Source organism: Shewanella sp. GJ50-10 (assembly GCF_055808815.1).
The window spans coordinates 1,146,848-1,170,448 of sequence record NZ_JBVVSS010000001.1 but is presented as its reverse complement, the minus strand read 5'-3'; the positions used below and the strand labels follow the sequence as shown (position 1 = coordinate 1,170,448).

Below are 23,601 nucleotides of genomic sequence, written 5' to 3'. Positions count from 1 at the left end.
GCGACGCCTAACGGCTAATGGATAAACACAAGACTGACATATCGTTAGTCTTCGCCATAACCTAAGCTGCGCAGTGCACGTTCATCGTCTGCCCAACCCGATTTAACTTTTACCCACACCTCTAAGAAAACTTTATTATCAAATAAGGTTTCCATATCAAGGCGAGCTTGGGTAGCTATGGTTCTGATACGTTCGCCTTTATTACCAATTACCATGCGCTTTTGGCCTGTACGTTCAACCAAAATCAAGGCATTGATTTGATAAACACCATTATCCATCATTTTAAATTGTTCGATTTCAACGGTAGCATCATAAGGTAGTTCATCACCTAAGAAACGCATGAGCTTTTCGCGCACAATTTCTGAAGCCATAAAACGCTGAGAACGATCAGTCACATAGTCTTCTGGGAAATAAAATTGCCCTTCAGGTAATGACTCTTGGGCTAAATCTAAAATTCGCTGAACGTTAGTGCCTTTAGTTGCTGAAATCGGCAAAATCTCATCGAAGGTAAACTTTTCAGACAACTCAGCGAGATAAGGAAACAGCGCTTCTTTATCTTTAATATTATCGACTTTATTAATGGCTAAAACCGTTTTACGCTTTCCACTGCCTTGCTGCAGTTTGTTAAGCACCATTTCGTCATCTTCAGTCCATGTCATACCGTCAACAACAAACACAACCATAGAAACATCAGCTAATGAACTGGCAGCAGCACGGTTCATTAAACGGTTAATAGCGCGTTTCTCATCAATATGAAGACCTGGTGTATCAATAAAGATGATTTGTTTCGCTTCATCTGTATGAATACCCATTATACGGTGACGTGTGGTCTGCGGCTTTTTAGAAGTAATACTGACTTTTTGCCCAAGTAACTTATTCAATAAAGTCGACTTGCCAACATTAGGGCGGCCGACAATCGCGACCATGCCACAAAAAGTGACTTCGTATTTAGCTTCAGCAGCGGGTGCAGCGCCATTCATCCTTGCCAATAATTCATCCAAGCTTGGCTCTACTGGCGAGCTTTCTGGCAAGTCTGTTTTTTTGGTCATTTATTAATTAGCTCCAATACCTGAGCAGCTGCTAGCTGTTCAGCTTTTCTTCTTGAAGTACTGACACCTGTCACTACTTTATCAATTTCTGAAATTCGACATTCAACCGTGAATGTCTGATTGTGTGCATCACCTTTAACATCAACAACTTGATATTCAGGTAATGGCTTTTTATAACCTTGTAAGTATTCTTGAAGAATCGTCTTCGGATCCTTTTGATTAATACCCGGTTTAATTTCTGCTAAACGTTGCTTATACCAAGTCAGTAGTAAGCCACGGCAAGTCTCAATATCAGCGTCTAGATAAATTGCGCCAATAATCGCTTCAACGGCATCAGCGAGGATCGACTCACGTCTAAACCCGCCACTTTTTAGTTCGCCAGGGCCTAAATAAAGGTAATCACCCAACTTGAACTCTTTCGCTATTACGGTAAGGGTTTCCCCCTTCACTAACGTAGAGCGCATACGACTTAAATCACCTTCCGTTACTTTAGGAAACTGGTGATATAGCGCGTCTGAAATAATGATTGATAGAATCGAATCACCTAAAAACTCAAGACGTTCATTATGCTTTGAGGCTGCGCTTCGGTGCGTTAATGCCTGAGTTAACAAATCAACGTTAGTAAACTCATAACCCAGCGTTCTGCATAAACGAGGTAAATTCTTAATTGGTTCCATTACTTAATTGCACCTACTCTGTCGAAACGAACACCTGTTGGTACCCAAGTTGGTAACCAGCTGCTAGCTGGGCGTTCAAATTCAAAACTAATCCAAATGGCAACGGCTTTACCGACTAAGTTAGCTTCAGGGACAAATCCCCAAAAACGGCTGTCGGTACTATTATCGCGGTTGTCACCAATTGCAAAGTATTCCCCTTCAGGGACAATAAACTCACCGACAGCTGTGCCAGCTTGCTCGTAAAAATGGTTACTAAAATCTGGGCGTGACGGATTTATTAGAATGTCATGTGCTACGTCACCAAGCTGCTCAGTGTAACGAGACAAAGGAATACCTTCCTGTGAAAACTCACCACGATTAACATTACTGAGCTTAATGGCTTTAGCAGGTGGACAATTGGTTCCATCATCACACTTAGGTTCAATTAAAAATTGCTTATTTTGATAAACAATTCGGTCGCCAGGCAAACCAATAACCCTTTTAATATAGTCTATTTGTGGATTTTCTGGGTATTTGAACACGAACACATCACCACGCTCTGGCTCACCCGTTTCAACTAATTTGCTGCGCCAAACCGGGTCACGTAAACCATAACTAAACTTCTCCACTAGGATAAAGTCACCAACAAGCAGTGTTGGTTTCATAGAGCCCGAAGGAATTTGAAAAGGTTCATAAATGAAAGAACGTAAAATCAATACGAAGGCAATCACTGGGAATATTGAATGAGCAAATTCAACCACCACAGGTTCACGAGTGATGACTTCTTTTGCTTCGTCACTCAAATCAGACTGCTTTGCTTCTGCAATTGCAAGCTTTTCACGGCGCTTTGGCGCAAACGCGATAACATCGACTAGCCAAATCAAACCACTCACGAGAGTGACGATAACTAAAATAAGAGAAAAATGGGCTGCCATTGGGTATTAAGCTCCTGCCTTACACTTTAAAATGGATTCAGTGATTTAAACTGCTTAATAATAAGTATCCTGTGTAGGTCATTCAGAATCACTGTCTGTAATGTTACAAAGTATACAAAATCACTTCGTTTGCAAAATTAACTTTTGCTCATAAATTTTTCAAAAAACGTATAAAAATGACTTTTAGGAATAACAACGCCGCAAACAGCGGCGTTATCTTCACTCTTAATAAAAGCCTTAGTAAGGCTTATTGATTAAGAGCTTAGTCATTCAGCTTCAATACGGCTAAGAACGCTTCTTGAGGTACTTCAACATTACCTACCTGCTTCATACGTTTTTTACCGTCTTTTTGTTTCTGTAGTAATTTCTTCTTACGAGAAACATCGCCACCATAACATTTTGCTGTTACGTCTTTACGCATCGCTTTAATATTTGAACGCGCAATAATCTGGCTACCAACTGCTGCTTGTATAGCAATATCAAACATTTGTCTTGGGATAAGCTCTTTCATCTTATCAACAAGTGCTAAACCGCGATGACGGATGTTTGAACGGTGAATAACCATGGCTAAAGCATCGACGCGATCGCCATTAATCAAGATATCTAAGCGAACCATGTCAGCGGCTTCAAAACGAACAAAGTTATACTCTAATGATGCATAACCACGACTGGTAGATTTAAGACGGTCAAAGAAATCCATCACAACTTCTGCCATTGGCAGTTCGTAAGTTACAGAAACTTGATTGCCGTGATAAACCATATTGGTCTGAACGCCACGTTTTTCAACACATAAGGTAATGACGTTGCCTAAGTATTCTTTCGGCACCAACATGTTTGCTTCAACGATAGGCTCACGAATCTCTTCGATATTGTTTATCGCAGGTAGACCTGATGGATTATCGACATACAGAACTTCTCCGCTAGTCATTTCAACTTCGTAAACTACTGTAGGCGCAGTGGTAATCAAATCAAGATTGTATTCACGCTCTAAACGCTCTTGAATGATTTCCATGTGCAGTAAGCCAAGGTAACCAATACGGAAACCAAAACCTAGCGCAGACGATGATTCTGGCTCGAAGAATAATGAAGCATCATTCAAACTCAGTTTGTTCAAAGCATCACGGAAGTTTTCAAATTCATCGGTAGAGATTGGGAAAACACCCGCGTAAACCTGCGGAGTCACCTTTTTAAAACCAGGCAGTGGCTCTTCTGCACCATTCTTAGCGTGTGTGAGCGTATCACCTACAGGCGCACCGTGGATCTCTTTAATACCAGAGATAACAAAGCCAACTTCACCTGCTTTTAAGTCAGGAGTGTCTGTTTGCTTAGGCGTAAAAATACCAACTCGGTCAGCATTGTAGTTCTGACCTGTCGACATCACTTTAAATTTGTCGCCTTTCTTTAGTACGCCATGTTTAATACGAACTAATGACACAACGCCTAAATAACTGTCGAACCAAGAATCAATAATCAATGCTTGCAGTGGAGCGTCAACATCACCTTCTGGCGGCGGTATGTCTGAAACGATGGTTTCTAATACATCCTTAATACCAATACCTGTTTTAGCCGAACAGCGAACGGCATCCATGGCATCAATACCAACAATGTCTTCAATTTCAGCTGCGACGCGATCAGGATCAGCTTGAGGTAAGTCAATCTTGTTTAAGATTGGTACCACGTCAAGGTCCATTTCAAGAGCGGTATAACAGTTAGCAAGTGTTTGTGCTTCCACGCCTTGCCCAGCATCAACAACCAACAATGCACCTTCACAAGCGGCAAGGGAACGAGATACCTCATAAGAGAAATCAACGTGACCAGGTGTGTCAATGAAGTTTAACTGATAAGTTTCGCCATCTTCAGCTTTATAATCGAGTGTAACACTCTGTGCTTTAATGGTAATACCACGCTCACGCTCGATATCCATAGAATCAAGTACTTGAGCGGCCATTTCACGGTCTGATAAACCACCACAAAATTGGATAAGGCGATCTGACAAGGTTGATTTGCCGTGATCGATATGAGCAATAACTGAGAAGTTTCTAATGTGTTTCATTTGGATGAAATGACTACTACTAAAATGATGGAAATAATGGTGCCAAATTGTACCTGAATAAGGGGTTAATACCAATCAGAATCAATAGACCAATGGAAATCAATGTAAAAATAGGCAGTTTTTATGGAAGATTTTAACTTTTTAGCTGCGATGCAAACTCACAGCCTGACCTAAATAAGCTGTTATTACCGGTGTTGAAGACTTTTCTAATTTAGCAGCTTGTCGTTTTCCGGCAAACCAAGCACTAATCCCACCAACACCAGCAAATATCATTGAACTGTAATCAGCATTAACGCTTAATAAATCACCCAGCCATAAGCCAATAGCTGCACCAGCAAATAGCCCAATTAAAGGCACAATATAAACGAGTATCGCAGCTTTAATGATGACACTTTCAGGTAAAGCGAGTTTGAGCAAATCGCCAACTTCACATGGCTTTTCACTCATTAATGAAAACCGCTGATGTTTTACTGAAAAAGCTTTTGCCACAGTGGATGTCCCACAATTATCACTGCTTGAGCAATGATTACAGGCACTTTTAAGCTCAATTTCGACCGTAACCCAACCATCAGGGTTGTAAGCAGTAACAGTAGCAACTTCCTCCAGCATTGATTTACTCAATGCTGGCTGTTGTTCAGGCTGGTGTGAGGAAGATTCCGACATGGTTGAGATTTACTTTAAGATAAGGCTTTTAGCAATTCGATTTAGCGTTTCAGCGGGCACTTTACCCACAGCAACAACTTCTACATTGCCAACTTGTTCAACTATCATAGATAAGCCATTACGAGTAATAAGCTCATCAGGCATTGGGCTATCGCCCATCCGAGCCACATAAACAGAAATATTAACTAGACCATCACTCAGTGCAATGTATTCAACAGATTCATCGCTACCAATTAAACGGTGGTGGTCTTTAACCACCATATGAAAACCTGCAGGCAACCAGCTAAATTCCCAATTCTGACCTTTAATTCGTTCAGCTGGGTTCATGACCGGTGGTAAACCTTGCTTTTCAGCTTCGATTAAAATCTTCGCAGGTTCATTCAGCTCTAATAACTCAATCACCATCATTTGTTCAATGAGTTGTTTGTCTTGATTAATCATGTCATAGCGCAGTGGTAGACGCGTATCCATATCAATCCAAACTTGAGACATAAAGCGATTATCATCAACTGGCATTATACGGATCATTTGTCCTGGACGACCAGCAATACGGCTACGACCACCTAATATAAACTGATATCCCTCTTCTAATGAACTCAAGTCAGTTGCAAAAATGGTAGGCCATACACCTTGAATACGTGGTGCAGTAATACTATATGCGGGTTGGTCATGCTCAATAAAAGTTACTGTGTCTGCAACTCTTACAGCATTTTTAGGCGGGCCATTAAGATACTCTAAAAAAGCGACTTCTTTGTTGTTCACAGTACCATGCAGGTAAACAAGAGGTCGAATATGGTCCGCTTGAAGTTGGATAATAGAGGATTTGTACTGTTTGGTTTGTAGCGCTTGGCTCATACTTTCAAGCCAAGCTTTTGCAGACATTTCTTCTTCGGCAATACTTTCAGTATTACTATTGGCAAAAGTAGGAAATGCCAATACAACAAGGGCTAACAGGATTAGACGCAAGCTAACTCCGAATTAATTATTAACGTTGTTATCAATACCGTCATTGTGCTGCACAACTACACCTGAATTCAACCTTTGTTGTAGCATATGGTCTTGAATATAAGAATTAATTCTACGGCGTTGCTCAACAACATTGTCATTGTTAACGTTAGATTGGTTTTGAACTGCACCGGTTTGCAAGCTAACAGGTGAAGCCGTACCCACTAATGGACGAGTATTTAGCACAGGCAAAGGCGATTCGGCATCTTGCTCTTGACCATAGTTTTGCACACCAACGATAGCAACCATAGCCACAGTAGCAGCAATGGCGTATTGGCCAAATTGCTTAAAGAAAGGCACAACATTATCTTTCTTGGTTTCTGTGGTAGCAGTATTGGCTGCTGCAGTTGCAGTATTGGCTGCTGCAGTTGCAGTATCATGAGTTGATACCGTTTCTGTTTGAGGTGCCATTATCGCTGGCTCTAACTCAATGGCCGCTGCAATATTTGCAGTTAGATCTAAATCAATTGTCTGCGGTAACTCACCACGCATAGCATCACCAATCATATGATAGTTTTGCCACTGCTTATGTGAGCCTTCGTCTGCTGATAGTTCCGCTAACGTTTTAGCATCAACTTCGCCATCAACTGCTGATGAAACCCATTCTTGACCTGATTTAAGCATTTTTCACCTGTGTCAATTAAGACTATTACTGTTCCAGCAAAGGCTGGAGTTTCTTATCGATTGATTCCCTAGCACGGAAGATTCTCGATCTTACCGTTCCAACAGGACAATCCATGATATTGGCAATATCTTCGTAACTCATACCATCAAGTTCACGCAGTGATATTGCTATCTTCAATTCTTCTGGCAGCGTTTCTAAGGTTTCAAAAATCACCTTGTTAATTTCATCTGACAAAACTAAACGTTCTGGAGATGCAAATTCTTTTAACGCATCGCTACCTTCGTAGTATTCAGCTTCTTCTGCATCAACACTGTTTGCCGGTGTTTTTCTGCTTTGAGAAACCAAATGGTTTTTTGCAGTGTTTACTGCAATTCGGTACAACCATGTGTAAAACGCACTTTCACCACGAAAATTAGGTAATGCACGATAAGCTTTAATAAACGCTTCTTGTGCCACATCGGCGATGTCAGCTTGATTTCGAATATAACGTGAGATCAAGCTCATTACTTTATTTTGGTACTTCTGAACTAACAGATTAAATGCGTTTTTATCGCCACGTTGTACACGTTCAACTAACTGTTGATCACTTATTTGTCCACTCATCCGAGCCGACTACTCCTAAATCTATAATACTGATTTCTCAGTCGCTCGAATCATATTCACAATAAAGTAGACTCGCATGCTTTGAAAAAGTTCGATATTGAATGAAAAAAATTTAATTTTTTATAATTAATGGCTAAATATCGCTTAATAGCAATGTCTCAGTACCCAATAAAGCGGTTTTGTTTTACCATTGAGAAACCATATTAAGTCACCCATGATACCTTATGAAACAAGCAGTTGAACACCAATCTGATATTTTGGTTATTGGTAGTGGTGCAGCAGGGTTAACCCTAGCACTCCATCTAGCTGAAAAATCTAAAGTTATTCTTTTATCTAAAGGTCCTTTAGCAGAAGGCTCAACCTATTATGCCCAGGGCGGAATAGCCTCTGTTTTCGATGAATCAGACACTATTGAGTCTCATGTCAGTGATACTCTTATTGCTGGTGCGGGACTTTGTGACAAAGAAGTGGTGACTTATACAGCTGAAAACGCCAAAGCATCAATGAAATGGTTAATTCAATGTGGTGTGGCCTTCGATAAAGAAGAAACTGCAGATGGTGACCAAAGTAGCGCACCTTATCATCTCACTCGTGAAGGTGGCCATAGTCATCGCCGCATTTTGCATTCTGCTGATGCCACAGGCAAAGCTGTGCAAACTACTTTACAAGACCAAGCTCAAGCTCACCCGAACATTCAAGTACTAGAGCGCTATAACGCTATTGATCTCATCACCACTCGTAAACTCAATAGGCCGGGTAACCGAGTCGTTGGCGCTTATGTTTGGAATAGAGATGCCGAGCACGTAGAAACAGTCACCGCAAAGTTTGTTGCAATCGCAACCGGTGGTAGCTCAAAAGTTTATCAATATACTTCTAACCCTGATATTGCCAGCGGTGATGGTATTGCTATGGCTTGGCGTGCGGGGTGCCGTGTCGCTAATATGGAATTTAATCAATTCCACCCAACCTGTTTATACCATGCAGATGCGCGAAATTATCTATTAACAGAAGCATTACGTGGCGAAGGTGCCTACCTTAAGCGCCCTGACGGCACTCGCTTTATGCCAGAGTTTGATGAACGTGCAGAGCTTGCTCCACGTGACATTGTGGCTCGAGCTATCGATTATGAAATGAAACGTTTAGGTGCTGATTGTTTATATCTTGATATCAGCCATAAACCTGCAGAATTCGTGATAAAACATTTTCCAACCATTCATCAACGCTGTCTAGAATTTGGTATTGATATCACTACCGACCCAATCCCAGTTGTTCCTGCAGCTCACTATACTTGTGGTGGCGTGATGACGGACTTACATGGGCAAACTGATATTAATGGCTTATATGCTATTGGTGAAGTGGCTTACACAGGCCTCCACGGGGCAAACCGCCTTGCCAGTAACTCATTATTAGAGTGCCTTGTTTTTGCCCGCGCTGCTGCGCAAGATATCGAAAGTTTACTACCAAAAATCCCAGCCCCTGGGCAAGTTCCTCATTGGGATGAAAGTCAGGTAAGTAATTCCGATGAAGAAGTTGTCATTGCCCATAACTGGCATGAATTAAGGTTATTTATGTGGGATTACGTTGGCATTGTAAGAACCGATAAGCGCTTAGAGCGTGCGCTGCGCCGCTGCGCTATGCTCCAACAAGAAATTCAAGAGTATTACAGTAATTTCCGTGTCAGTAACAACTTATTAGAATTAAGAAACTTAGTTCAAGTTGCTGAGCTTATCATTCGCTGCGCGATGGAGCGTAAAGAAAGTCGAGGCCTACACTATAACGCTGACTATCCAGAACAATTAGACAATCCACAGCCAACGATTTTACAACCAGAAAGATGATACGTTAAAAGGTTAAAGCTAGAAAAGTTAAAATCAAATTAGCTAAATTAAGCGTAGTCAAATCAAGCAACTGATACTGTTTAAACCTGATAATTAGACGGTATCAGTTTTTTAAAGATAAAATTTAGACATTAAGCGATTATTAATTTTTAAGCTTAATCAGCAATCGACAAAGTTGACGATAATCCTTATCGGATAACATATCACTCCATACTATCAGTAACGCCTTTTTCTTCTTATCAGAAGTTAAATCTAACTCAATAAACATCACACACGCAAAAACAGTCACAATGGGCTCACGCCAAAGACAAAACAACTGTTGATTAAGCTTCCCCTCATCAGTATCACTCAAGTAGAAATCATATTGCCAACGTTTAAGCTTAAGTAAATGCCAGCTAAAGAAGGTAACCGTCGTAATTAATATCAGCCAATAAAATATTGTTAACGCGAGGATGTTAACTTGAGGCCACAACAAAAAACTTGTTAAGCACACACAGATAAGTGCGATATGGGAAAGAAATTGATTAAAAGAGGCACTTAAACTGACATGCATAAGTTAAGCGCCTCTTTGAGCTCGATATGACATCAAGCAGATTGAGTATTGAGAAACCCTATTTAGAGTATATAAATTAAGGCTGAGGTCGACCACGAACCGTATTTACCATTTCACGCATCGCGTTATTTGGACACACTTCGTGCCCCATGAACCATGCAAATAGTTCTGGGTCTTCACACGCTAGTAAGTCGATAAAAGTTTGCTTATCAGTATCAGAAAGCGCTTCGTAATGTGCATCTACAAATGGCTGAAAAAGGACATCTAACTCTAGCATTCCTCTACGACAAGCCCAGCGAACTCTGGCAATATTCATTAATTCCAACGCTATTCTCCTAACATCTTCTAAGGATATTTTATCTTTGATGTGAACTACGGTGCTCTACATCTTGTATCTCAGGATCCACACCAGCAAACAAGTCAGTAAAGTCAGTTTCAAGTAACCGTTGCACTGCCGGATGTTGAATCATTCTTTCAGCGAACATGACATGATACTCTTCTTTAATATCGTCAGTTTCACCAATTAAAACCATACCTTGAGAAAGTATATCATGTCGATAAATTGATGGAGCAACAAAAATACCGCGCTTGAATAACCCAAACGCTTTCATCATCGCTGCGTCGTCAAACTCACCTAAAATGCTGACTTCAAGGTTTTTCTCTGCAAACCAACGGTGTAATTGCTGCCCAAGAGAGGTTCGCTTACCCGGTATCAGAAGTTTCTCTTGCTCTAAGCAAGCAGGGAAATCTAATGAAGGTTTAGAGGCCGCAAAAAAGCTAATACCACATTCACCGAGTTTTTTAGATAAAATTTCGGGATATTTAAGCGACTCACCGGCAGAATCAGACAAAATCATGTCTAACTTATGCTCACGCAAGCGTTCAATTAAGTTCTCATGGGTTGATTCATAACAGCTCAAGTGCATAGAGCCATCGTTAGGAATGACTGTTAACAGTACACGACTAGCTAATGCTTTTGATAGCGCCGCAGCAAAACCAACTTCGAATAAAATGGATTCATCTTTTTGATAGGCTAATAAATCTAGCATCTCATAGCTAAGGCTAAACATTTTATCAGTATAACGAAAAACTAATTCGCCAAGTTCGGTTGGTTCAAGTGTTCGGCCGACACGTTTAAATAAACTACCATGAAGGCGTTCTTCTAGCGCACGAATTTGACCGGTAATGGTTTGTGGAGCGAGGCATAAAGCTTCGGCGGCCTTAGCCACCGAACCTTTTTTTCTAACCATCCAAAAATAATATAGATGGTTATAATTTAAATGTTGCATTCATATAAACCAGCTAAGAAAGATGGTTTATTTTAATCGCTGACAGTCCAACAAGCTATCAATTAATATTGATAGTTCATCCAAGTTATTAACGTTTTTCGCTGCAGTTTGCTCTTGAATAGCTAAAACGATTTCATCTTTGTGTGGAGTTCTGTCAGCACAAAAACTGCGGTTAGCCTCTTGATAGCGCTTACCTGCGCGATACTTAAGTGCGCGAGACTCATATCCATCGGCCTCTTCTAGACGATTACCAGATGCATCAGTGTGATACATCAAAGCGCCATCGACTATGCCATCTAAGTAACTCTTACACTCGTTTGACTCAACGTTTGATTGACAAACAGCAAACGAGGTAGCTTGGGCTGGCAACGTCACCGCACCCATTGCTAAGGCTAACATCAACAGTTTTGTTTTCATTTTACGCTCCAGCTTTATTTTGCTTCAGCTTTAGGAAGTACTTTGTTAAGCCATACATAACCAATTACGGCAGCAAGCATCGATCCGACTAGGATACCTAAGCGGGCAAAGTCACCTAATTGTTCTGGAGCAGTTTCAAATGCAAGTGAAGAAATAAACACTGACATAGTGAAACCAATACCACACATAATCGATACTGGAATAATCTGGCTCCAGCTAATACCTGGTGGTAATTCAGCAAGCTTCAGTTTTACAGCAGCAAAGCTGAACAGTAGTACACCTAAAGGCTTACCAAGAAGTAGACCTAAGATAATACCGATAGTTACCGGCTCAGCTAGAGAAGTAATGCTCATTCCTGATAGCGATAAACCAGCATTGGCAAAAGCGAACACAGGTAAGATGAAGAAAGTACTCCACGGGTGCAAGCTATGCTCTAAATGCTCAGATGGTGAAGAACCATCTTTGGCACGTAAAGGAATACAGAAAGCAATGATCACGCCTGCTAATGTGGCATGTACGCCTGATTTCAGTACTGCTACCCAAAGGATTACACCTAATAAACCATAAGGGATCAGTGAACTAACTCCTTTGCGGTTTAGTGCAACCATCAATGAAATTGAAATTGCGGCAACAATTAAGCTCGTCATTGATAAATCAGCACTGTAGAACAGCGCGATAATCACAATTACACCTAAGTCATCCATAATAGCCAGTGCTAATAAGAACACTTTAAGAGCTACCGGCACGCGACTACCAAGTAAAGCCATTACACCCAGCGCAAATGCAATATCAGTCGCAGCAGGAATAGCCCAGCCGACCTGAGTCACAGGATCTGAATAGTTAAATGCTAGATAAAATAGTGCTGGGAATACCATGCCGCCAACTGCAGCAAAAGTTGGCAATGATGCCTTAGCAACACTTGATAGTGCGCCTTCTAATAATTCACGTTTTACTTCTAGACCAATAAGCAAGAAGAAAAGAGCCATCAGTCCATCGTTAATCCATAGTAATAATGGCTTATCGATATCTAATGTGCCTACACGTACTTGGACTTCTGTATCAAGAAAGCCACTGTATAAACCTGCTAATGGCGAATTTGCCATTAACATAGCCAGTGCTACAGAGATCATTAAAATGATACCCCCTGCAGATTCTTGACTTAAGAAATTCTTAATTGCACGTTCCATATTTTACTCCAAAAAAAACAATTAGATTAATACTATCTGAATTTTTCAAACAATCATAATCGTTAGTTTCGCTCTAAAACCTCGGTTTTTCCGATGTATCAATCAAACTCAAGTGAGGCCGATCACGCAAAACAATTAGATTGAGACGTGGATCTATATTTTTGCAGAAGTTTGCACATAAAAGACAAATAAACGCATATTTATTTAATAGAGTAAAAAATAAGCTTCTATGAAATACAATACGATTAACTAATTTATTTAGCGATAAACTAACAATACGCTAGTTTGTTTTTAGTACAAGATTATTTATCTCATTTATAACTAATCTAAATTTCAATCATCAGCTACTGCTATTAAGTATTAAGTGCATAAAAATTAAAGACACTGAATAAGTAATTAAGACATTTTCATCATTCAATTACAAAGTAAAAGATGAGAAACCCACTTGAAATTATCAAGGTAAATCATTTTATAGTTACACTTGAAATAAAAATGTAGTGTGGGCTATTTATGGGAGCTGCTGGAAGGAATTTAGCATTATTTAAAGAGGGATTGGCTTGGTTAGTGTTGTTATAAGCAAAGTAACTAATGAGCTATTTATACATAACTCATTAGTTAATGTTAACTTGTTTCTTTAGTATCGAATTTACAGGTTTATCATTTCAAACTGCAGGATCAAGTTATCTCAATCAGTTAAACTGAGAAAGGATATTTGATAGCTTCATGGTGCTGATAACCCACGACTTCAAAGTCATCCATAGTGACCCAAGTTTCCAAATCTTTAAGACTTTTAATATCTGGATTGATTTTTAATTGCGGAGAAGGAAATGGCTCGCGAGTTAACTGTTCATTCTTCATCAAATCTAATTGATCTTCATAAATATGAGCATTGATAATCTTATGATAAGCCACACCAGGTTTATTACCCGTGATCTGAGCCATCAAAGCAAGGAAGGTATACACTTGAATTTGGTTGAAATTTAGTCCTAGAGGAACATCACAAGAACGCTGATAACTGGTCAAATACAGTGTGTCACCTAATAAAGAAAAATTGTGAGTGTGCATACAAGGGCGTAAGCAACCCATGTCAAATTCACCAGGGTTATAAAAAGTGATGATTTCACCACGGTCATCAACGCCTTTTGATAAGTTATCCACTATTTTTGCAAGTTGATCGACAGTTCCACCCGAAGTTTTCTGCCAACGACGACCTTGAACACCATAAACACGCCCCATATCATCCTCACCTTTGCGGTGCGGGTTAGCTAACCAGCTTTGATTATCATTTGAGTTCATGTCCCAAGTTTTTGTGCCTAACGCACGAAAATCAGCGGCATTATCATATCCTCTGATATAGCCGATTAGCTCTGCAATAGCAGATTTCCAGTAACTTTTACGGGTAGTAATAATAGGGAATTGGTTATTTTCTACGTCATACTGTAAATCAGCATTAATCACGGTTAAACAACGTTTTCCAGTTCGTTCATTTTCAATCCAATGACCGTTATCGACGATGTTCTGACAAAGATCTAAATACTGACGCATTATTCATTCCTATTATTATAAGTTTCAACTCACTAAGACTGCTTTAAAAGAGCTGTTTTAGTCATTGCAAGTCAACATGGTGGCTTCAAGCGCTGGCTAAAGCAGCCATGATACCAAAAAAATATTATACCGATAGAGCCATTTTCAAACCGACAATCATCAGCAGTGCAGCGAATGCCCGTTTTAAAACAGGTGTTGGCCAAGTGCTAGCAGCTTTTACGCCCAATGGCGCCATTAGCATGGAGCTAACAACAATGCCTGCAAGCGCTGGCAGATAAATAAAACCAATTGTGCCATCAGGTAGATCAGTTGCGTTTAATCCTGCAATGATGTAACCAATAGTTCCTGAAATAGCAATCAAGCAGCCTGTCACAGATGAGAAGCCAACAGCTTGTTTCATCTGTAAACCACAATAAGTTAAAAATGGTACCAGTAAAACTCCACCACCAATCCCCATAAGCCCTGCAATAATCGCAATTAGCGTAGAAACTCCCAGTAAAACCACAAAGCTTGGTATTTGCTCATTAACTTTGGGCTTAAAAGGAAATGCCATTTGAATTGCCATTAACACCACAAAGACCGCGAAGGCTTGTTGTAAATCATCTGATGCTATTCTTTCAGAAATGAAACCCGATGCTAACGCACCAATGAGGATCCCTGGCAACATGGGCTTAAATAACTCCCAAGGCACATTCCCTCTTTTGTGATGCGCAGATGCTGACGAAAGTGAAGTAAGAATGATTGAAGCAAGAGAAGTCGCGATAGCAACATGGGTTAATTGCGTAGATTCCACACCAACCCACGGCAATAAATAGATTAATGCAGGAACAATGATTAATCCGCCGCCAATTCCTAAAAGCCCTGCCATAAAGCCAACAAAAGCACCAAGCATTAAGCAAATAGAAAAAACCAGTAAAATATTGTCCACAGTACAACCTTATCCGTGCGTAGATTTACGACCTTAATGCAAGATTGACATTAAATCATGCTCATTGAGGTATTCATTTAATAGGTGGCGAACTTGTTCACCATTTGACAGTGTCAGTGCTTTATCTAACAGGATCTCAAGAGATTGCTTGTCTATCCGCCTCAGCAAATAGTTGATTCGAGCGATGCTACCTTGGTTCATACTCAGTTTTTGGTAACCCATGGCAACTAGCAATAATGCTCCCATCGGCTCTCCTGCCAATTCGCCACAAATACTGGCATCTAACTGGTAGCGATTACAATCAGTAATGGTCCATTTTAACGCTCTCAATACCCCTGGATGAAAACTATCAAACAAAGGACTAACACTAGGATTGTTTCTATCGACAGCCAGTAAATACTGAGTTAAATCGTTACTTCCCACTGACACAAAGTCAACCCGTTTTGCGACATCTTCTAACTGAAATAACAGCGAAGGCACTTCTAACATCACACCAATTTTTGGCTTTGGAATGTTTCGATTTAATTCTTCAATGAGTTCTTTATAAGCTTGGTCTAAATACAAAAGAGTGCGATCAATCTCATCAAGGTTACTCACCATAGGCAGTAAGATTTGTAGCTGAGCAGAGTCCGCATTCGCAGTGAGCATCGCCCTTAGCTGCATTAAGAATAATTCAGGATGATCTAATGATAACCGTATTCCACGCCAGCCTAGAAACGGATTATCTTCATTAATTGGGAAATAAGGTAATGGTTTATCGCCGCCCACATCTAATGTGCGCATAACAACAGGTCTGTCTCGCGCTGCTGATAACACTTGCTTGTAAACATGAACTTGTTCTATTTCACTGGGGAAACGTTGATGCAGCATAAAAGGGATTTCAGTACGATAAAGCCCAATACCATCAGCACCTTCTGCCATATCTGTACTCAAACCACTTAATAATCCAGCGTTAAGATACAACTGAATACGGTGACCATCAATGGTTTGGGCTGGTAACGACAGTTCAGCAGAAAACTGACGTTGCTGTGCCTGACTCTCTGATATTAGCGTGTAATACTCGTGAAGCACAGCGTCTGAAGGATCAACCAACAACTGGCCATTGTTGGCATTTAGCACTAATTTTTTATCATCGATATTCGCAGCTAATACTTGATCAACGCCTACAATTGCAGGAACGCCCAAAGCTCTAGCAAGAATAGCAGCATGGGCATTAACACCGCCTAATTCAGTCACAATACCGGCCAATTTTCCTCTAGAGAATTCAGCTAGTAAAGTTGCATCAACTTCTTTAGCAACTAAAATCACCGGCTTTGCTGGGGCTAAATCTAATTTATCTGGTTCAATAAGTTGCCTAAGAACCTTTTGGCCTAATTCACGTATGTCACTTGCACGCTCTTTAAGGTATGGGTCTTCCATCGCCATGAATTGCTCGATGTAGCGCATCGATACACGACTAACAGCAGATTCGGACAGCCAACCTTGTTCAACTTCTCGTAAGTATTCACCACCTAAACTGGCTTCGTTTAATAGTAATTGTAATGCAGAAAAAATAGACGCAATGTCATCGACTTTTTCACGGTCAAACCGTTGCGATAAAGTGCTAATAACATCACTACACCTTTGCATAGCCGTTCTTAATCGAGCAACCTCTTTATCAATATCTGCACATTGCCGCTCTTCTTGAACTAACGCTATCTCGCCGCCTAAAACAAACCCGTCAGCAATAGCAATGCCTTTAGATGCGCTTGTACCTTTAAAAACCACTTGCTGCTGAACATTACTAATTGCAGCTTTATTTTTTAAGCTACGAACAACGACAGCAAGTTGCGCTGCGAGCGTCATTAAAAATGCTTCTTCGTTTTCACTAAATTGTCTTGGCTGTGGCTGCTGAACCACAATAACGCCCACAACTTGTTTTTGGAAAATGATCGGAACCGCGAGAAAAGCGCGATACTCTTCTTCTTCAACTTCGGGGAAAAACTTAAAACGGGGATGAGATTTAGCATCAGCAAGATTAACTGCTTCTTCCTTTTCAGCAGCTAATCCAACTAAGCCTTCAGACAAAGGCATCTTAACGTTATTTATTGCAGCACTCGCTAGGCCATTTGACGCAGAAAGAACAAGGTGCTGTTGCTCAAGAATATAGATGGAACAGCATTGAGTTTGCATCGCTAACTTTGTTTGCGACACTAACACATTTAATGCTGAGTCAAGGCTGCTTGCTCCTGCAACAGCTTGTGTAATATCCCTGAGCGTGTTTAACACTTTCCATGCCCTCTATATAAGCAAGTTAATTACGGTGGCGACCTCTTTTTCGGCTAGGCTCACGCCCTTGAAATGCCAATGTTGTAAAGGCGAATTCTTTCATTACTTTACGATAAACATCTCGTTTAAATGAAACAACCTGCCTAACAGGATACCAATAACTCACCCAGCGCCAGTCATCAAACTCTGGATGACCGCAAGAGTTTAAATTAATACTGTCATCGCTATCTTTTAGTTGTAATAAGTACCACTTTTGTTTTTGCCCGATACATAAAGGTTTACTTTCCTGTCTGATCAGCCTTTTTGGTAAACGATATCTTAACCATGAACGTGTTGACGTTAAAATTTGCACATTTTCAGGTTTCAGACCCACTTCTTCATACAATTCTCGATACATAGCTTGTTCAGGACTTTCACCATCATCTACGCCACCTTGAGGAAATTGCCATGAATGTTGTCCAAACCGTCTGGCCCACATTACTTGACCATATTTGTTACAGATAATAATGCCCACATTTGCGCGAAAGCCGTCGCTATCAATCACATGGACTCCAATTACACTACAAATTAATGACTAGATTGTTTCACAAAGCTTGCTTACGGGCAAACAAGGATTTACGGTGCTTCCTTGGATAAAACATTGAGATTCACTCTTTTATCAACAGAAGAAAACTCAAGTCATCCACATTATCCACAAAATCTGTGGATATCTCTGTTCGAAACTCTAAAATAACTATTGTCAGCTTAGATAAAACAGCTGAAACCTAATTAAACCTCACTAGCAATAATCATAATTAAAACAATAAAATCATACGATTAACCAATTGAAGCTAAATAAAACAAAACAAAAACCGTTAGCGCGGTCACTTTTTAAACAGTGGTCAATTTAGTGATTTATGGTTTGGTTTAGGTTTTAAGTTATACACAAAAAACAAGAAGATTATTTTAAAAATAATAAAATAAAGCGATTTTTAGCCATTGACGTACTATTTTATATCCGCTAAGCATTACTTTTATAAAGTTATTCATCAAATCTGTGGATAACTATGTGCGAAAGACGAGAGCAAAACGAGAGTAACTTTCCCTAAAGGTAAATATTCTTAACCAATTAAATAAAAAACTGTTAATTTTCATAAAATTAATAAAACTAATTTCGGTGAATAACTCTAACAAAATGTTCTGTATATTTTTCAGCCAACAACAAAAGCTGCGAATAAATAAATAAACAAGTACACTTTCCTCTCCATTATTTATAGATCACAAGACTTTTTATGATGAACAGCCAACCCAACTCCATTGAAGAATTAATGCAAAGAGCCAATGATATGGCTGGAGTCACCTTGGGGGATATTGCAATGGAACATCAAGTTCCGGTTCCGGCTAATCTTAAAAGAGATAAAGGATGGATTGGCCAACTAATAGAAATGGAGTTAGGAGCAACTGCGGGTTCAAAACCTCAACAAGATTTTTTACACTTAGGTGTTGAGCTAAAAACTATTCCTATCGATGCTCACGGACGACCTATTGAAACCACTTACGTAACAGTTGCTCCTTTGACCAATATTCAAGGGTTAACATGGGCTCAAAGTGTGGTATGCCATAAACTAAGCCAGGTTCTTTGGATTCCTATCGAAGGAGACAGAAAAATCCCTGTTAGAGAAAGAAGAATTGGGTCTCCTGTTTTATGGCAACCCAATGCTGCAGAATCGCATGCATTACAACAGGACTGGGAAGAGATAATGGAGTTCATTGCTATAGGTAAAGTTGACAAGGTAACAGCTAGACATGGAGAAGTTTTGCAATTAAGGCCCAAAGCAGCTAATAGTAAAGCCCTAACTGAATCTATTGCTGAAGATGGTTCGATAAAACTGTCTAATCCACGCGGTTTCTATTTAAAGATCAACTTTACCCACCAAATACTAACAAACGCCTTTAACTAGATATACATTTTCGCAACATTCAAATGCGAAATCAAAACTAATTAAAATACCACTATGACAAGTATGGGAATTTTCTATAAACTAGCCTGTCTTCAAATATCAACGGATTAGATATAAACCAGTGAAAGCACGTCGCCAGACGAGAAAATTACTTTTTGCTATCATCGCATGGTGTGCAGCCATGGGAGCATTTGTATTTTTCCGATATTCACAAGCTCCAGAACTGCCTCAATGGGCCATTGGAAAATCAGATCTAGCAACGCTAGCGATTTTTATGGGCTTTGTTTTTGGTTGTTTGCACTGGATGTCTAACCTTATTGCTGATTTTAGTGCTATCAGCCGGCTTCCCTATATATTCTCCGTCATATTCAAAGGTCTATTTTTATTGCTTGGTGCTATGACACTTGCCTATGTCACACAGTTTTTAAATATGTGGGCTATTGAGAATCATCTAGTCACTTTAAGGCAAATGCTTACAGCACACATATTATATAGCCCGTCTTTCCAAGCATTAGTCATTTACTTAGTTGCCGTTAGAGTCGGCCTCGCATTTGTTGAACAAATGGCATTACTCGTTGGCCCTCGTGTTCTACTCAACATTGGTCTAGGTAAATATCATCAACCTCGCTACGAACATAGACTGTTTTTGTTTGTCGATATGGTGTCTTCAACGTCCCATGCTGAAACATTAGGCGATTATCGATTCAGTCGCTTGATCCAAGATAGCTTTAGTATGCTCGCTGACACAGTAACCAATAATGATGCTGAGATTTATCGTTATATGGGAGATGCAGTCTTAATCCATTGGCCTTTGGAAGAAGGAATTAAGGAAGATCGTTGCATGAATATTTATTATGAATTCAGTCAGCAGCTAAATTGGCATCGCCCATATTTTGAAGAACACTATGGCTTTGTTCCTAAATTCAAAGCCGCGGCTCATTGCGGTCAAGTCGTTGCAGCTGTAGTTGGAGTACAAAAGCAAGAAATCAGCTTCTTTAGTGATGTAATTAACACCCTTGCACGGCTACAAGATCAGTGTAACCCCCTTGGCCAACGTATGCTGATATCAGGTGAAGTGGCGCATCGACTTGAAAGACATGATAGTCAATTTGATTTAGCTGACCTTGGCGCTATGAAGTTAAAAGGAAAACAGCACGAAATTGAAGTTTACGGTGTTACGCCTAAAACAGTACCACCACGAGGTTAATTATAAGTTATAGCGCCATGCTAATAGCTATCGCCCTTTTACATAATTACATCTGGGGTAGTGACCTCCCTTCTCAATTATTAGCAACTGTTAGCATCTGATGTTTCCACACTAGCGAAGCTCATCGCCAAGAACTTACAATAAAAAAGCCTCGAAACAATGCTTCAAGGCTTTAAAAGTAATCTAAGTTTTTATAACTCCAACGTTATTCTCACTAACTTAACACTCAGGTGCTGCTTAGTAGTTTGGCTACCTTTTATCGCTCAGAAGTGACTCAAGCATTAAACCTAAGGTTCTAAAAGTACTGATTCTGCTGGTCGTTTGACGCCACACTAAGCCAATATCTCGATAAGGTGCTTCACCCGGTGGGTTCATAATATTGAGTTCAGTATCATTGAGTATACCCGCATCAATCGCCATTTGAGGTAAGAAAGTTGTACCTAACTTACTATCCACCATTTGCACTAACGTATGTAGACTCGTAGCGGCAAAAGGGTTGATTTTAGCACTGTTGCCTAACTGGCAAGCCGTTATTGCATGGCCAGTAATACAATGCTCGCTTTGCAACAAAAAAATACTTTCATCTGGCATTTGTTGATAATCAATCGGGTTTACAATTCCACCAGAAAGCTCTTCATGAACCACCATTTTGAATGGATCAATCCCCACTTTCATACTATGGAAACCGGTCGTATCAACAGGTAAAGCCAGTATAAGTAAGTCTAATTCACCTTTTCCAAGCGAATCCAATAAGCTTTCAGTGGTATCTTCTTTTAACAGCAGGCTCAATTGCGGATAATCAAGTTGGCATTGCTTAACTACTCTACTTAATAGAAATGGCGCAATGGTTGGGATACAGCCAAGACGAATTTCCCCCGTCATAGGTTCACCTTGGTTTTTCACTAACTCCACCAGATCATCTACGTCAGTAAGCAGCTTTCTTGCTCTTTCAACAACTTCCTCACCAATAGCGGTGAACATAAACGATTTATGATCTCGTTCAATAAGCTGATAGCCTAATTGTTCTTCAAGATTCTGTATTCCACTGGATAAGGTGGATTGACTAACAAAACAAGACTTCGCAGCGCGATTAAAGTTTTGTTCTTGGTGCAAGTTGACCAAATAAAACAGGTTTTTAAGACTCGGCAGGTTTTTCATTTAATCGATTACCGTTTTAAGATTTCATTTGAATAATGAATTAAGTAAGCTGAAATAACAATCTCTAGTACATGATCGAAGACTCAAATTAAGCATTAATTAAAAAAAGGCCAAAAAAAGTCCCGTAAGGGACTTTTGATTCAGTTAAAGCGTTTACGCTTTAGCTTCAAGAAATTCTTTCAACTGTTGTAAGTCTGTGCTGGCATGCTTAACAATCTCAGCTAACCAAGAGTTATGCTCAGCTTCCCAACTTGCTTCTTCACCATGTTGTAATAGTTGAGCAAATTGTTGAATACGCTTTAAACCAACAGAACCCGCAGCACCTTTAAACTTGTGTGCTTCTGCGCATAAAGTATCTTTATCATTTACTTCGTTAGCTTTTACTAAGCTACCCACATATTCAGGCATTAACTGCTCGAATAATACGACGCTTTTTAATAACGTACCTGCACCAATAGCACTACAATATTGCTCTAAAGTATTGAGATCTAAGATAGACTCTAGCTGAACTGTGGCCATTGCGGCACCTCTTTCTAATTCATTACTGTAAAATTGGAATTAATAATACTCGCAATAATTGCCTATGCAACAACTCAGGGCTTTTCAAGTCTAAATTTAGAGAAATAACCACAAATAATTAACAAAAAATTAAAATACACCCATATAAAACACTAAGAAACATGCGATATGGCTACTTTTTAAACTGTTATTGCAGGAACATAATGGCCTTGGCCACCATTTTCCGCTAAATTTTTGACAATTGATACTAGTCCGTCCCATCGAAATGCGCACCAGTCAGGTGCCAGTAACATTGGTTTTTTAGCATAAGCAGTTACACGGTGGAACACTATCTCTTTAGGTGTATTCCTAATCAATTCACTAGCATAATGGGCATAATCTTCTTGCGACAACAGATCCATCCCTTTATGTCGCCAAGTTTTTGCCATCACACTGCCTTCTACAATATGTAATGGGTGTAATTTAATCCCATCGACACCAGTTGCAATAACTTGCTTCAGACTATGTAAATAATCATTATAGTTTTCACCTGGTAAGCCTAAAATCAAATGAGCACAGATCTTAATACCTTTATCTCTGGCTCTTTTGACCGTGTCTTGATAAGCAAGGAATTCATGTCCGCGATTGATTCTTTTTAATGTGTCGTTATTCGATGTTTGCAATCCAAGCTCTAGCCATACTTCAATTCCTTTGTCTTGATAACTAACAAGTAGATCGAGTATGTCATCAGGCACGCAATCGGGGCGTGTGCCAATATGGAGTCCAACGATATCAGCATCTTTAATTGCTTCATCGTATTTTTGCTTTAAAACCTGGTATTCATCATAAGTACTTGTGTAAGCCTGAAAGTAAGCTATATATTTAGAGGTAGACGCAGGTGCATTAGCTAATACAGAACGTTGCTTACCTTGCACTAATTGATCTGAAATGCTGGCTTCAGTGCCTTGTTCATAACTAAAAGAAGAAACATTACAAAAAGTACAGCCACCTTTACCTAACGTGCCATCTCTGTTTGGACAAGTAAATTTAGCATCTATTGTGAGCTTTCTGATCCTGCCACCATATTGCTTCTTGCAAACAGCGCCGAATGTATTTACGTAATCATCTAAGCCCACAATGGATCCTCAAATTCAAAAAAGTGGCAGATAATAATCGTCTTGAGC

At 39.8% G+C, this 23,601-nt stretch carries 23 protein-coding genes; 3 read left to right on the top strand and 20 right to left on the bottom strand.

All coding sequences use genetic code 11. From position 1 onward, the window contains the following. Positions 1-44: 44 nt before the first annotated feature. The 8 genes from era to rpoE form a co-directional block, all read right to left on the bottom strand. Positions 45-1,049 carry a GTPase Era gene (gene era / locus AC0L4E_RS04895; protein ID WP_285164669.1) on the bottom strand — a complete coding sequence of 335 codons (1,005 nt, stop codon included), beginning with the start codon at positions 1,047-1,049 and terminating at the stop codon, positions 45-47. Then, positions 1,046-1,726, bottom strand: coding sequence for a ribonuclease III (rnc, locus tag AC0L4E_RS04890; protein ID WP_220753600.1), 681 nt, complete (start codon positions 1,724-1,726; stop codon positions 1,046-1,048). The genes era and rnc overlap by 4 nt, the downstream gene beginning before the upstream one ends. Further along, entirely contained in the window at positions 1,726-2,640 is a 915-nt protein-coding gene (gene lepB, locus AC0L4E_RS04885; protein ID WP_473678248.1) for a signal peptidase I, read from the bottom strand. The genes rnc and lepB overlap by 1 nt, the downstream gene beginning before the upstream one ends. A 262-nt stretch (positions 2,641-2,902) precedes the next feature. After that, the gene (lepA, locus tag AC0L4E_RS04880; protein ID WP_473678247.1) at positions 2,903-4,693 is read right to left on the bottom strand and encodes a translation elongation factor 4; all 1,791 of its coding nucleotides are present in this window, start codon (positions 4,691-4,693) and stop codon (positions 2,903-2,905) included. Positions 4,694-4,834: 141 nt separating this feature from the next. Next, entirely contained in the window at positions 4,835-5,302 is a 468-nt protein-coding gene (locus tag AC0L4E_RS04875) for a SoxR reducing system RseC family protein (protein ID WP_473681526.1), read from the bottom strand. A gap of 63 nt (positions 5,303-5,365) precedes the next feature. Continuing rightward, a complete protein-coding gene (locus AC0L4E_RS04870) occupies positions 5,366-6,322 on the bottom strand; it encodes a MucB/RseB C-terminal domain-containing protein (RefSeq protein WP_473678246.1) in 957 nt (318 codons plus the stop codon). A 12-nt stretch (positions 6,323-6,334) separates the two neighbouring features. After that, a complete protein-coding gene (locus AC0L4E_RS04865; protein ID WP_473678245.1) occupies positions 6,335-6,985 on the bottom strand; it encodes a sigma-E factor negative regulatory protein in 651 nt (216 codons plus the stop codon). 25 nt (positions 6,986-7,010) lie between these two features. Beyond that, positions 7,011-7,589 (bottom strand): RNA polymerase sigma factor RpoE, encoded by a 579-nt coding sequence (rpoE, locus tag AC0L4E_RS04860; RefSeq protein ID WP_102529698.1) that lies wholly within the window; start codon positions 7,587-7,589, stop codon positions 7,011-7,013. A 224-nt stretch (positions 7,590-7,813) separates the two neighbouring features. Here rpoE and nadB point away from each other — a divergent pair, with 224 nt between their 5' ends. Next, positions 7,814-9,427, top strand: a complete 1,614-nt coding sequence (gene nadB, locus AC0L4E_RS04855; protein WP_473678244.1) for an L-aspartate oxidase — start codon at positions 7,814-7,816, stop codon at positions 9,425-9,427. A 142-nt stretch (positions 9,428-9,569) separates the two neighbouring features. On the opposite strand, the gene AC0L4E_RS04850 is transcribed toward nadB, so the two are convergent. From AC0L4E_RS04850 to rppH, 9 genes are all read right to left on the bottom strand, one after another. Next, positions 9,570-9,980 carry a protein YgfX gene (locus AC0L4E_RS04850; RefSeq protein ID WP_473678243.1) on the bottom strand — a complete coding sequence of 137 codons (411 nt, stop codon included), beginning with the start codon at positions 9,978-9,980 and terminating at the stop codon, positions 9,570-9,572. A gap of 76 nt (positions 9,981-10,056) precedes the next feature. Beyond that, a complete protein-coding gene (locus tag AC0L4E_RS04845; protein WP_220753606.1) occupies positions 10,057-10,305 on the bottom strand; it encodes an FAD assembly factor SdhE in 249 nt (82 codons plus the stop codon). A 31-nt stretch (positions 10,306-10,336) separates the two neighbouring features. Further along, entirely contained in the window at positions 10,337-11,269 is a 933-nt protein-coding gene (gene nhaR / locus AC0L4E_RS04840) for a transcriptional activator NhaR (protein ID WP_473678242.1), read from the bottom strand. Between the two features lie 27 nt (positions 11,270-11,296). Next, on the bottom strand, positions 11,297-11,686 hold the full coding sequence (locus AC0L4E_RS04835; protein WP_473678241.1) for a hypothetical protein: 390 nt from the start codon (positions 11,684-11,686) through the stop codon (positions 11,297-11,299). Positions 11,687-11,700: 14 nt separating this feature from the next. Next, positions 11,701-12,873 (bottom strand): Na+/H+ antiporter NhaA, encoded by a 1,173-nt coding sequence (nhaA, locus tag AC0L4E_RS04830; RefSeq protein WP_473678240.1) that lies wholly within the window; start codon positions 12,871-12,873, stop codon positions 11,701-11,703. A gap of 693 nt (positions 12,874-13,566) precedes the next feature. Continuing rightward, complete coding sequence (locus AC0L4E_RS04825; RefSeq protein WP_473678239.1) at positions 13,567-14,418, bottom strand: thymidylate synthase; 852 nt, start codon at positions 14,416-14,418, stop codon at positions 13,567-13,569. 124 nt (positions 14,419-14,542) lie between these two features. Beyond that, positions 14,543-15,346, bottom strand: coding sequence for a sulfite exporter TauE/SafE family protein (locus AC0L4E_RS04820; protein ID WP_473678238.1), 804 nt, complete (start codon positions 15,344-15,346; stop codon positions 14,543-14,545). Between the two features lie 33 nt (positions 15,347-15,379). Then, on the bottom strand, positions 15,380-17,614 hold the full coding sequence (ptsP, locus tag AC0L4E_RS04815; protein ID WP_473678237.1) for a phosphoenolpyruvate--protein phosphotransferase: 2,235 nt from the start codon (positions 17,612-17,614) through the stop codon (positions 15,380-15,382). 25 nt (positions 17,615-17,639) lie between these two features. Then, positions 17,640-18,158 carry an RNA pyrophosphohydrolase gene (gene rppH / locus AC0L4E_RS04810; RefSeq protein WP_473678236.1) on the bottom strand — a complete coding sequence of 173 codons (519 nt, stop codon included), beginning with the start codon at positions 18,156-18,158 and terminating at the stop codon, positions 17,640-17,642. Between the two features lie 727 nt (positions 18,159-18,885). On the opposite strand from rppH, the gene mutH reads away from it, so the two are divergent. Continuing rightward, positions 18,886-19,554, top strand: coding sequence for a DNA mismatch repair endonuclease MutH (gene mutH, locus AC0L4E_RS04805; RefSeq protein WP_473678235.1), 669 nt, complete (start codon positions 18,886-18,888; stop codon positions 19,552-19,554). Between the two features lie 121 nt (positions 19,555-19,675). Next, positions 19,676-20,761: an adenylate/guanylate cyclase domain-containing protein gene (locus AC0L4E_RS04800; RefSeq protein WP_473678234.1), complete on the top strand. Its 1,086-nt coding sequence runs from the start codon at positions 19,676-19,678 to the stop codon at positions 20,759-20,761. A 249-nt stretch (positions 20,762-21,010) separates the two neighbouring features. Here the strand turns inward: AC0L4E_RS04800 and oxyR are convergent, their stop codons facing one another. The 3 genes from oxyR to mnmL form a co-directional block, all read right to left on the bottom strand. Then, positions 21,011-21,919, bottom strand: coding sequence for a hydrogen peroxide-inducible genes transcriptional activator OxyR (gene oxyR, locus AC0L4E_RS04795; RefSeq protein WP_473678233.1), 909 nt, complete (start codon positions 21,917-21,919; stop codon positions 21,011-21,013). A gap of 153 nt (positions 21,920-22,072) precedes the next feature. After that, positions 22,073-22,438: an Hpt domain-containing protein gene (locus AC0L4E_RS04790; RefSeq protein ID WP_473678232.1), complete on the bottom strand. Its 366-nt coding sequence runs from the start codon at positions 22,436-22,438 to the stop codon at positions 22,073-22,075. A gap of 179 nt (positions 22,439-22,617) precedes the next feature. Then, positions 22,618-23,553 (bottom strand): tRNA modification radical SAM protein MnmL/YtqA, encoded by a 936-nt coding sequence (gene mnmL / locus AC0L4E_RS04785; RefSeq protein ID WP_473678231.1) that lies wholly within the window; start codon positions 23,551-23,553, stop codon positions 22,618-22,620. Between the last annotated feature and the right edge of the window lie 48 nt (positions 23,554-23,601).

Excerpts from the sequence above, each read along its gene's own strand:
- era (WP_285164669.1), bottom strand. The coding sequence starts at position 1,049 with ATGACCAAAAAAACAGACTTGCCAGAAAGCTCGCCAGTAGAGCCAAGC.
- rnc (WP_220753600.1), bottom strand. The coding sequence starts at position 1,726 with ATGGAACCAATTAAGAATTTACCTCGTTTATGCAGAACGCTGGGTTAT.
- lepB (WP_473678248.1), bottom strand. The coding sequence starts at position 2,640 with ATGGCAGCCCATTTTTCTCTTATTTTAGTTATCGTCACTCTCGTGAGT.
- lepA (WP_473678247.1), bottom strand. The coding sequence starts at position 4,693 with ATGAAACACATTAGAAACTTCTCAGTTATTGCTCATATCGATCACGGC.
- AC0L4E_RS04875 (WP_473681526.1), bottom strand. The coding sequence starts at position 5,302 with ATGCTGGAGGAAGTTGCTACTGTTACTGCTTACAACCCTGATGGTTGG.
- AC0L4E_RS04865 (WP_473678245.1), bottom strand. The coding sequence starts at position 6,985 with ATGCTTAAATCAGGTCAAGAATGGGTTTCATCAGCAGTTGATGGCGAA.
- rpoE (WP_102529698.1), bottom strand. The coding sequence starts at position 7,589 with ATGAGTGGACAAATAAGTGATCAACAGTTAGTTGAACGTGTACAACGT.
- nadB (WP_473678244.1), top strand. The coding sequence starts at position 7,814 with ATGAAACAAGCAGTTGAACACCAATCTGATATTTTGGTTATTGGTAGT.
- AC0L4E_RS04850 (WP_473678243.1), bottom strand. The coding sequence starts at position 9,980 with ATGCATGTCAGTTTAAGTGCCTCTTTTAATCAATTTCTTTCCCATATC.
- nhaR (WP_473678242.1), bottom strand. The coding sequence starts at position 11,269 with ATGCAACATTTAAATTATAACCATCTATATTATTTTTGGATGGTTAGA.
- AC0L4E_RS04835 (WP_473678241.1), bottom strand. The coding sequence starts at position 11,686 with ATGAAAACAAAACTGTTGATGTTAGCCTTAGCAATGGGTGCGGTGACG.
- nhaA (WP_473678240.1), bottom strand. The coding sequence starts at position 12,873 with ATGGAACGTGCAATTAAGAATTTCTTAAGTCAAGAATCTGCAGGGGGT.
- AC0L4E_RS04825 (WP_473678239.1), bottom strand. The coding sequence starts at position 14,418 with ATGCGTCAGTATTTAGATCTTTGTCAGAACATCGTCGATAACGGTCAT.
- mutH (WP_473678235.1), top strand. The coding sequence starts at position 18,886 with ATGATGAACAGCCAACCCAACTCCATTGAAGAATTAATGCAAAGAGCC.
- oxyR (WP_473678233.1), bottom strand. The coding sequence starts at position 21,919 with ATGAAAAACCTGCCGAGTCTTAAAAACCTGTTTTATTTGGTCAACTTG.
- AC0L4E_RS04790 (WP_473678232.1), bottom strand. The coding sequence starts at position 22,438 with ATGGCCACAGTTCAGCTAGAGTCTATCTTAGATCTCAATACTTTAGAG.